The organism is Streptomyces sp. NPDC001750, assembly GCF_042892615.1.
Lineage (GTDB): Bacteria > Actinomycetota > Actinomycetes > Streptomycetales > Streptomycetaceae > Streptomyces.
Map to the genome: position 1 here is coordinate 1 of NZ_JBIAUE010000071.1, position 9,212 is coordinate 9,212.

Here is a 9,212-nt window from a genome sequence, read left to right on the forward strand (position 1 = left end):
CGGCGTTGGCCGAGACCCCACGTAGCCCGCTACGAGGGCTTTCGGCCGCCTTGCGATCGCACGCACCGGACGACGCTCCTTCCGGGCAAACCTTGCCGGTCACAGCACTAGCCACTTCTAGGTTCTGTCGTCGAATGTCACGCCCACGGCCGTGCCAGCGGACAGCGCGGCGACCTGACATTTCACCCACAGGCTGGCAGCTTGCTCATGCGATCATACGGGTGGCTCTCGATGGACCGGTGCACAACCAACTGATCAGTGGCCGAGCGATCGAGCCATCGGGCATCGAGCAATCGAGCGAGAACAGGAGTGCGGTGTGAGCGGGGCTGGGGGGCAGGGCGAATCGTCCGTGCCCGAAGAGGAGTGGGAGCGGTTCCTCCGCGAATCGGTGACGGGTGCGGCCGGGGCGCCCGTGGAGCCGTCGGCTCGCGCCCGTGAGGTGGAGCGGCGGCTGCGGGAGCGCTCCGGGCAGCCGGAAGGCTGGCGTACGTACTCACCGGCCCGGCCCCGGCCCAGGACCGGCTGGTACGTGACCGGGCTGGTGGCGGTCGTGGCCCTCCTGGTCGTGGCGCTCTTCCCGCAGCAGGTCGTCGGCTGGTTCGGTGACAACGACGGCGGGCAGGACGGGGCACCGCTGGCCGCCGAGTCGGAAAGCCCGCGGGGGGCTCCCGGCGCCGAGCAGGATCTGCCCCCTACCCTCGCCGAACCTTTCCGCGGTTCGCCTGCCGCACACTGGGCCGACGGAGCGGCAGGGATCGCGGTGCCACCGGCCAAGGCGACCGGCTGGATGGACACCGCGCAGGTCGAGCGGGCCCTGCGGCAGAGCAGGGACTTCCTGGTAGCCGCGGGACTCAACTCCCGCGTGCTGCAAGGCGCGCGGCCCACGAAGGCGATCGCGCTGCTGAACCCACACCAGAAGGACATCCAGGAGTACCTCCGTACCGCACTGTCGTCGACGACGACCACTGACAAGACCGACCCGCTGCTGTTGTTCAGCCGCTTCAGGCCGGAGCAGTCCAGGCTGGTCGGCGACGTGATCAAGACACGCGGCCGGCTCACCTACCGGGAGGGGAAACAGGGGGCGGTCGAAGTGACGGCGGACGTCACCTTCGTGTACCCGGTCACCTCGGCGGTCGACAGCGGGCGGAACGCCGAGGTCGTCCGTACAATCGTGCGACGCCAGGTGGTGATGAGCTGGGACGACCCGGCCAAGGTCATCACCGAACCGGGCACGATGTCCCTCGTCTCGTACGCGCTCGACATGACCAACGGCGGCTGCTCCGCCCCGACCGGCTACTTCGTACCCCCTTTCGGCACGGCCGACAATCAGCCTGCCGACGAGGCCCACCAGGTCGATCCGTACGACCGCAGCAAGCCGATTGGCACGAGTGACGGCACCACGGCCACGGGCGACAACTGCGCGACCGCCACCCGCTCTTAAGGCGACGCGTATCGGAAGTGGGTCTTCAGTGTCCACTGCCCTGTGGCGGCCACGGTATTGGCTGACGGCCAAACCCTTCCCGCTGGACCGCTTCGTCGCCGCCATCTGCGCGAACACCACCCGCCCGCACCGGCTGCGCGCCAAGGGACGGAGGGATGACGGCAAATGGCGCTGGGTGACCCGCCCGTACTTCGATCTCGAGGAGGAACAGGTCCAGGCGACGGCCCGGCGAGAGCAGGTCATGGACCGCCTGGTCGCCGTCCACCGGCGGCAGCGAGAAGCACGGGAGGCCGCAGAGCAGGAGCACCTGGCGGCGATCGAGGCGCTGCTCCAGCGCCAGAAGGCTCTGGTCAAACCGGTGGTGAAGTTCGTCTACCACGAGGCCGGCGCCTACCCCGGTGTTGCTGGCGACGGCCTTCCCGAATTCGCCATGGGTGTGCCCGTATACCTGCGCCGCAAGCCGTACGCGGTCATCTGCCCGGTGGCCAGCCGCGTTCCGGCACTACGCAAGAACCTCGCCCCGCTCATCCACTTCGCTGCCTCCGAGCGGGAACGCAACCGCATCGCCGCCCAGACAGTCCCCGGCCAGCGCGTCGAGGTCCTCGCCGTCGAAGTCCCTCCGGCTCCCGCATCCGTGGTCCCGCCGCGGCGGGAGCAAAGCGGCCTCACCATCAAACAGGCCGTGAACAAAATGTTCGGCCTGCGGTGCTGGACATCGCTGTCCGACTTGGCGGCGCCGGTGCGCGACGACGGCCCTGACGCCGGGCGGGAGTCGAGGGCCGTCACACGCGCCCGACCGGGGCTGGCTTTGCACGTGTTGGCCTGTCCAACGTGCCGCGCGCCGCGAGGCCACGCTGCCGCAGCGGAGCCGCTCCGGCCCGGGAAGTGGCGCTTCGGGCGTTCCGCGCCGGGGTGTGGCGAGCGGCCGGGGTCAACACCGAGAGGTGCGAGGCCCTCCATTCGGGGGTTTGCCTCGGAAGTATCCGCGAGTGGCTCACGCCCCCGACATAGTTACCCTTTGTAATGATCTCGACGTAAAGGGTAGTGAAGAAGATGATGCAACCCAGGGTCACCAGCCGCGTACTCGCTCTCGCTCTCGGCGCCGTAACGTCCCTGACTGTCCTGTCCGGTACCGCCTCGGCCGCGGACATCGACGCCCCCTACGCCCGCGCCGCTGCGAAGGTGTCCGCCGACGCCAAGCTTCTGGACACCAAGAACGTCCAGTCGGTCACCCGGGGCACCGGTACCGGTGTCTACTGCGTCAAGGTCGCGCCGAAGGCCGTCAACGACCTCGCCAACGCGGCAATCATCGCCACACTCAACAACTTCCGGGGAGAGATCACCGCCATCGGCGCCCCGCACAGCTACTGCGGCAACAACGCCAACACCATCACCGTCATCACCAGCGACAGCAGCGGCAAGGGAGCAGACCGGCCGTTCACCGTAGCCGTCCTCTAGCAGCTCGCTGCCGTCCAGTGGGGCGCAAGATCGCGCCGCGCCCCACTGGACGCCCCATGCGAGCCACTGGTCATCGGCGCATTCCCCCATGACCGGGAGTTACACGAACGACTTAGACCCCGCACGAGTAGGCGCGGGCTCGGGTGATTGGCTGGGTCTCGCTATGGCCGGACGTTCGTTACTCAGTGTGATCATTGCAAGCCAATCGGGCCGGTCGTCATTGTGGTGGCGCGGGGCCACGGTGCTCCTGTTCACGATGCTGGGCGTTGATGGCTTGGGTGAGGTGCTGGGGGTGCGGTCTCCATACGGCACTGGGGGTTGCCCGGATACTGGGCTGGGGGCTGGGGGCTGGTCGTGGTGTGCGTAGAAGTACGCAATTTCGTTGCTGGTGTGTGTTTGTGGGGTGGGGGTGGATACCGTGTCGGTCTGACGATCTTAAAAATGGTGGCCCAGGCTGTGAGGGTGCCGTGGTGGGTGGGTGGTTGGCCGATCCGGGGTGGCTGGTGAACACCGACCCGGAGCGGGTCCTGGCGGCACTGGACGGTGCAACCGGTCAGGAGGAGGTGCTGGCGGCTGCGGTGTACCGAGCCTCGGCGCATCTGCACCAGTGGGATACAGGGGGCGGGGTGCGGCGGCAGTTGCTCGCGTTGGATGCCGCCCGGTACGGGGACCGGGAGTTGGCCTCGCGGATCGCGACTGTGCCAGTAGAGGGCCAGCAGGTGGCACGGTGGGAGGTGGAATGGGCTACGGGGGGTGGCCTGGTTGGCCCTCCGCTCCGGCACACCATCACCGGTCACACCGATGAGGTGTACGCAGCGGCGACGGTGGTGGTGAACGGCCGGCCCGTCACCGTCACCGGCGGCGCTGATTGCACGGTGCGGGTATGGGATGTGGCCACCGGCCAGCCTGTCGGTGAGCCCTTCACCGGCCATACGGGAGCAGTGTCGGCGGTGGCGACGGGGGTGGTGAACGGCTGCCTGGTCGCCGTCACCGGCAGCCACGATGAAACGGTACGGGTGTGGGATCTGACCACCGGTCAACAGATCGGCGAACCCCTGACCGGCCACGCCGATTGGGTACGCGGGGTGGCAACCGCGGTGGTGGACGGCCGGTCCGTCGCCGTCTCGGGCAGCGATGACCGCACGGTGCGGGTGTGGAACCTGGCCACCGGCCAGCAGATCGACGAACCCCTGACCGGCCACACCAGCAGGGTGTGGGCAGTGGCGACGGCAGTGGTGGACGGCCGGTCCGTCGCCGTCTCGGGCAGCGATGACCGCACGGTGCGGGTGTGGAACCTGGCCACCGGCCAGCAGATCGGTGAGCCTTTGATCCCCCCCTTCGGTGCGGCGCATTTGGTGGCGACGGGCTTGGTGGACGGCCGCCCGGTCGCCGTCACCTCCGGCATCGAGGAGTTCGGATACAACCCGAACGTTATTGCGGTGCGGGTGTGGGACCTGGCCACCAGGGAGCAAAACGTTCCGTTCCTGTCGTTTCCTTCGTTGGTCAACGCGGTAGCAGTGGTGCCGGGCGCAGGGCTGCTGGTCGGCTTCGACAGGGAACTCGCTTTCTTCTCCCCCCGCTGAACCCCAGGCCGTGTACCGCCTTCCGAGAGGGTGCCGTCGCACCGGCCGGCACTCCTCAGCTGGCCATCGCCACCCCCAGGATCGATGGGCCGGACAGCATAGTCGCGGGCGGCCGCAGGCACTCGCGGCCCGGCGGCGGTGGCGGGCGTACGTCGGACCAGACGACAAGACGGCGATGTCGAGATCGGCCCCGGCGGCACACCCGCCCTTGAGCACCACAACCCCTCGCGTGAGGCGAAGGAACCGGTTCAGGTGAGGCGCCACACTGCCTGAGTGCGCTGGATGAAGCTCCTCCCCTTTGCGCCTGTGCCTGCGAGGTTGGCGCGCGCCTGTTCGACGAAACGACTACCAGCGCTGTGATCCCACTCCTACGGCGCCGTGCGACTGTTGGGGAGATCTGTGCCCGTGCTGCCATCGTGGTTGGCCGAACCGCTGTGGGACCAGTTCGCCGCCTTGCTGCCGAACCGGCCGGTCTTCGACCCGGCCCACCCGCTGGGCTGCCACCGCCGCCGCATCAGCGACCGGGTCGTCTTCGACAAACTCCTGCAGGTCCTGCGGTTCGGCTGCTCCTACCAGGCCATCGCGGACGCCACCTGCTCGGCCACCACGATCCGGCACCCGCCGGGACGAGTGGATACGCCTGGGGATCTTCGCGAAGCTGAAGCACCTCGCGCTCGACGCCTATGACCGCATTGTGGGCCTGGCCCTGGACCAGATCGCCGTGGACGGGGCCATCACCAAAGCCCCCGGCGGCGGCGAAGCGGCCGGACGCTCACCCGTCGACCGGGGCAAACAGGGCATGAAACGCTCGGGTATGACCGACGGCTATGGCATACCGCTCGGCCGTGTCCTGGCCGGCGCCCACCGCCACGACTCCCCACTCCTCGCCCCAACCCTCAACCTCTTGGACAGACTCGGGCCACTGCCTGACGAGATCACCGTGCACCTCGACGCCGGCTATGACTCGGACAAGTCCCGCAACCTGCTCGGCGAGCGGGGGCTGCACGGCCGGATCGCGCAGAAAGGCACCAAAGCACCCATCCAGGCCAGCCGACGGTGGCATGCCGAGCGAACACATGCCTGGCAGAACGCCTTCAACCGGCTCGCCCGCTGCTACGAACGTCGGGTCCACGTCATCAACGCCTTCTTCGACTTCGCCGACACGATCACCACCGTCCGTAGTCTGATCCGCCGAGCCTGGACCACGCACCGCTGGGACACACACCCCCACCGCCGACCATGACCACCCACCTATTCGCGCGAGTTGTTGGGCACGTGAGATGTCTTTCACCAGGTGATCGACATGCCTCTGCAGCCGTGTCACTGACCAGCAGGTTTACAAGGTTTCTACAAGTGAGCGCCTCTCCGTGACGCAAGGGACGGGCGGGGCCGGGGCCCGGCTCGCACCTCGCCTCGCATGCCGGAGACCCTGCAGCAGATCCGCGCCCCCCACGCGGGCCTGCCAGGCCAGAGCGCCGTCATGACCAACGACCGGCTCACCTGGCGCGGTCCGCCCATCCCCCAGAAACCAGTGGGATGCACTGGCGGTACACCCTGCTGGTGCGTATCATGCGTTCATGCCTCTTCCCCGTTTCGACCGCCTGCCCGCCGAACGCCGGGAGCACATCCTGGGAGTCGCGCGTCGGCACTTCGCCGAGCACGGCGCCGAAGGCGCCTCCTACAACAAGATCATCGAGGCGGCAGAAGTCTCCAAGACCGCCGCCTACCACTACTTCGACGGCCGGGAGGACCTGCTCACCGCGGTCCTCGACGGAGTCCTCGACCGACTGCTGGACGCCCTCGGACCCTGGGACCCGGCCCGCGACGAGGAGGACTTCGGCGCCCGGTTCACCGCTGGATCCGCCGCCCTCGCCGCCCACCTGAGGGACCACCCCGAGGACCTGGCCCTCGCCGACGCTGCCATTGGGCGCAGCGACGGAAGCCTGTGGCTCGACTGGTTCGGCGCCCTGGTCACGGACGGCCGTCGGCTCGGGATGATCCGTACCGATGTGGACCACGCACTGATGGTGTCGGCGACCGCCGCCGTCGTCCGGGCCGCGGACGCCTGGGCCGTGGCCCTGATGACAAGCGGATCCCTCGAAGGCCTCCCGGAGGGTGACCCCCCGGACCAGCTGTGGAGCCTCCTGCGCGGCCTGTGGGGCGCAGCGGCAACCGCGGCCCCCGGACAGGAGCCGAACGATGCGCACTGACCTGAGGATCTCCTGGGAGATACCGGCCACCCCGCCCGGCCTCGCCGGCCGCCTGGAACGGTTCATGGGTCCGGGCAAGTCCCGCTCCGAGTCCGCGGTGGAGACCATCAGCCTCCTCGGCTGCGCCCTGCTGCTGGCCGCCGGACTGTGGAGCTCGGGGGCCGCACGCGACTGGTCGACAGGGCAACTCGTCGTGGTCGCCCTGGCCGGGCTCGACCTGATCGGCGGGGTCCTGACCAACGCCACCAACGCCGCGAAGCGTTGGTACCACCGGGCCGACCCGGCGGCGCGGCGCGCCCGGCTGCTGTTCGTCTCAGCGCACCTGATCCACCTCGCCGCGATGGGGCTGTACGTCCTCTCCGGCGACCTCGCCTGGACCTCGGCGAACGCCGCACTGCTCCTCGGCGGGGCGGTGGCGGTGGAGTTCGCGCCCGTCCACCTCAAACGGCCCGTGGCGATGGCGGTGTTGATGGCAGCCGTCCTGGTCAACCTGTTCTGGCTGCCGGTACCGGCCACGCTTGCCTGGTTCGCACCACTGTTCTTCCTCAAACTGCTCGTCTGCCACCTCGTGCCCGAGGCGCCCCTGGAGCGGGGTCGGGATGTCTGAGGACCTGGCCGCCGCGGCCTCCCACCGGATCGACACCGACCCCGACCCGGCCGCCTGCGCCGATCTGCTGGCCGCCGCGTTCGCCCGGGAGCCGGCCGTCTCCTGGATCTGCGGCGGCGCGCACTCCGCCCGCGCTCACTGGTTCCGCGCCACCCTGCGCACCCACGCCGGCCTCGCCGGGGCCCGCCGTACGGCACTGGTGGACGCCGACGGACGGCTCCTGGCGGCAGCCGTCCTGACCCCGCCGGGCGCGACCCCGCCCGCCGGCGCCCGCGCGCTCTGGGCGGCCCGGACCCTGCTGAGCAGCGGGCCGCACGCCCTCGGCCGGACCCTGCGCTACCTGGACGCCACCGAGGGCGGGGCCCCCGCGGGAGCCTGGACCCTGGAGTTCGTCGGAGTCCGCCCGGACCTCACCGGCCGTGGAGCGGGCCGCACCCTCCTGGACCACGTCCTGACGACGACGCCGGGAGCAGTCCACCTGACCACGGCGGACCCGGCGAACGTCCCCCTCTACCGCCACTTCGACTTCACCACGCTCGGCGAGACCTCGCTGGGACCGCTGACCGTCACATCGATGGCCCGCATACCGAGCTAGTGCCGCATCAGGCAACGTTTGCCCTGCTCACGACCTCGCGAAGGCGTTCGTCGGCGGCGTGCTTGTTGCGCCAGATGATGTAGCGGCGGATCATGCTTCCCTGCTCCTTGTGGCTGGCGTGGTCGGTGCCGTCGAGAGTGAAGTAGCGCAGGGCGGTGAACTGGGCCTCGATCCGGTTGAGCCAGGAGCTGTTGGTCGGGGTGTAGGCGATCTCAACGTTGTTCGCCGTCGCCCACGTCGCGACCCGCTGACACCGTTTCGTCGTCAGGTGCGGGGAGTAGTTGTCACAGACGATCGCGATGCGTACGTGTATCGGGTGCAGTGAGCGCAGGTAGCGGCAGAACTCCAGGAACTTCAACCTGTTCTTGGTCTTCTTGACGTGCCCGCAGAGCTGGTCCTTGGCCAGGTCGTAGGCGGCGAACAGGTGCCGGACCCCGTGCGGGCGAGTGTAGGTCGCCCGGCGCCGGGGCCGGGGCTCGCGGTCGGGATCCTTGTGCCGGCCGCCGCGTTCGGTCCACTGCCGACCGGAGTGGGGCTGGAGGTTGAGCGGCCCGAACTCGTCCATGCAGAAGACGATTTCGGGCTCGCCTTCCTCGGGTACGACCTCGCCGTCGGCGATCGCGTAGAGATGCTCGATGCGGGCCTTCTTGACCGCATAGTCCGGGGCCCGGGAGGACTTCCAGGTCTTCACACGTTGAAACGAGACGCCCTCCTCGCGGAGCAGGACCCGAAGGCCCTCGTGGCTGATGTCGTCGACCACCCCCTCGGCGACCAGGAAGTCGGCCAGCTTGACCAGGCTCCAGACCGAGAACGGCAAGCCGTGCTCAGCCGGCTTTGACTTGGCGATCTTCTTGATCTCCCGGCGTTCAGGAAGGGTGAAGGTTCTCGGCCGGCCGCCCTTGTACTTCGGGTAGAGCGCCTCGAAGCCGTCCGCGTTGAAGTTGTGGATCACGTCCCGGACGCGGTCCGGGCTTGCGAACGTCACCTCGGCGATCTTCGCCACGGACATGCCCTGCGCGGACAGCAGCACCATCTGACCCCGCCGCCAGGTCACCACCGAACCCGTGCCGCGACGGAGGATCCGCAGTAACCGCCTGCCCTCGTCGTCATCGATCTCCCGGACCTGCACACGTTCAGCCACGTGATCATTCTGACCGCCCGGTGCCGCCCGGCGCAGCAACCAAACGATGCGTCACAACGGGGCAAACGTTGCCTGATGCGGCACTACTGAACTTGATTGAGTGATGTCGGGCTATCGGCCTGACAGTTGAGCGCCAGGTCCGGTAGTTCTGGTTGGGTGAGATACGCGCAGGGCGGC

The 9,212-nt window shown here is 68.9% G+C and carries 8 protein-coding genes and 1 pseudogene; 8 read left to right on the forward strand and 1 reads right to left on the reverse strand.

Annotation, left to right across the window (positions count from 1 at the left end):
- Positions 1 to 349: 349 nt before the first annotated feature.
- The 8 genes and pseudogenes from ACFYY6_RS38040 (at position 350) to ACFYY6_RS38075 (ending at position 7,894) form a co-directional block, all read left to right on the forward strand.
- Positions 350 to 1,441, forward strand: a complete 1,092-nt coding sequence (locus ACFYY6_RS38040) for a hypothetical protein (protein WP_389197727.1) — start codon at positions 350 to 352, stop codon at positions 1,439 to 1,441.
- A 28-nt stretch (positions 1,442 to 1,469) separates the two neighbouring features.
- Positions 1,470 to 2,465 carry a hypothetical protein gene (locus ACFYY6_RS38045; protein WP_389197717.1) on the forward strand — a complete coding sequence of 332 codons (996 nt, stop codon included), beginning with the start codon at positions 1,470 to 1,472 and terminating at the stop codon, positions 2,463 to 2,465.
- Positions 2,466 to 2,494: 29 nt separating this feature from the next.
- Positions 2,495 to 2,899, forward strand: a complete 405-nt coding sequence (locus tag ACFYY6_RS38050) for a hypothetical protein (protein ID WP_389197719.1) — start codon at positions 2,495 to 2,497, stop codon at positions 2,897 to 2,899.
- Between the two features lie 503 nt (positions 2,900 to 3,402).
- Positions 3,403 to 4,482: a WD40 repeat domain-containing protein gene (locus ACFYY6_RS38055; RefSeq protein ID WP_389197721.1), complete on the forward strand. Its 1,080-nt coding sequence runs from the start codon at positions 3,403 to 3,405 to the stop codon at positions 4,480 to 4,482.
- 399 nt (positions 4,483 to 4,881) lie between these two features.
- A pseudogene (locus ACFYY6_RS38060) lies at positions 4,882 to 5,725 on the forward strand (IS5 family transposase).
- Positions 5,726 to 6,059: 334 nt separating this feature from the next.
- Positions 6,060 to 6,692, forward strand: a complete 633-nt coding sequence (locus ACFYY6_RS38065) for a TetR/AcrR family transcriptional regulator (RefSeq protein ID WP_351524667.1) — start codon at positions 6,060 to 6,062, stop codon at positions 6,690 to 6,692.
- Entirely contained in the window at positions 6,682 to 7,299 is a 618-nt protein-coding gene (locus tag ACFYY6_RS38070) for a hypothetical protein (RefSeq protein WP_351635927.1), read from the forward strand. Before ACFYY6_RS38065 ends, ACFYY6_RS38070 begins: the two co-directional genes overlap by 11 nt.
- Positions 7,292 to 7,894 carry a GNAT family N-acetyltransferase gene (locus tag ACFYY6_RS38075; RefSeq protein WP_389197723.1) on the forward strand — a complete coding sequence of 201 codons (603 nt, stop codon included), beginning with the start codon at positions 7,292 to 7,294 and terminating at the stop codon, positions 7,892 to 7,894. The genes ACFYY6_RS38070 and ACFYY6_RS38075 overlap by 8 nt, the downstream gene beginning before the upstream one ends.
- A 7-nt stretch (positions 7,895 to 7,901) precedes the next feature.
- On the opposite strand, the gene ACFYY6_RS38080 is transcribed toward ACFYY6_RS38075, so the two are convergent.
- Positions 7,902 to 9,035 (reverse strand): IS630 family transposase, encoded by a 1,134-nt coding sequence (locus ACFYY6_RS38080; RefSeq protein WP_389197725.1) that lies wholly within the window; start codon positions 9,033 to 9,035, stop codon positions 7,902 to 7,904.
- Positions 9,036 to 9,212 lie beyond the last annotated feature (177 nt).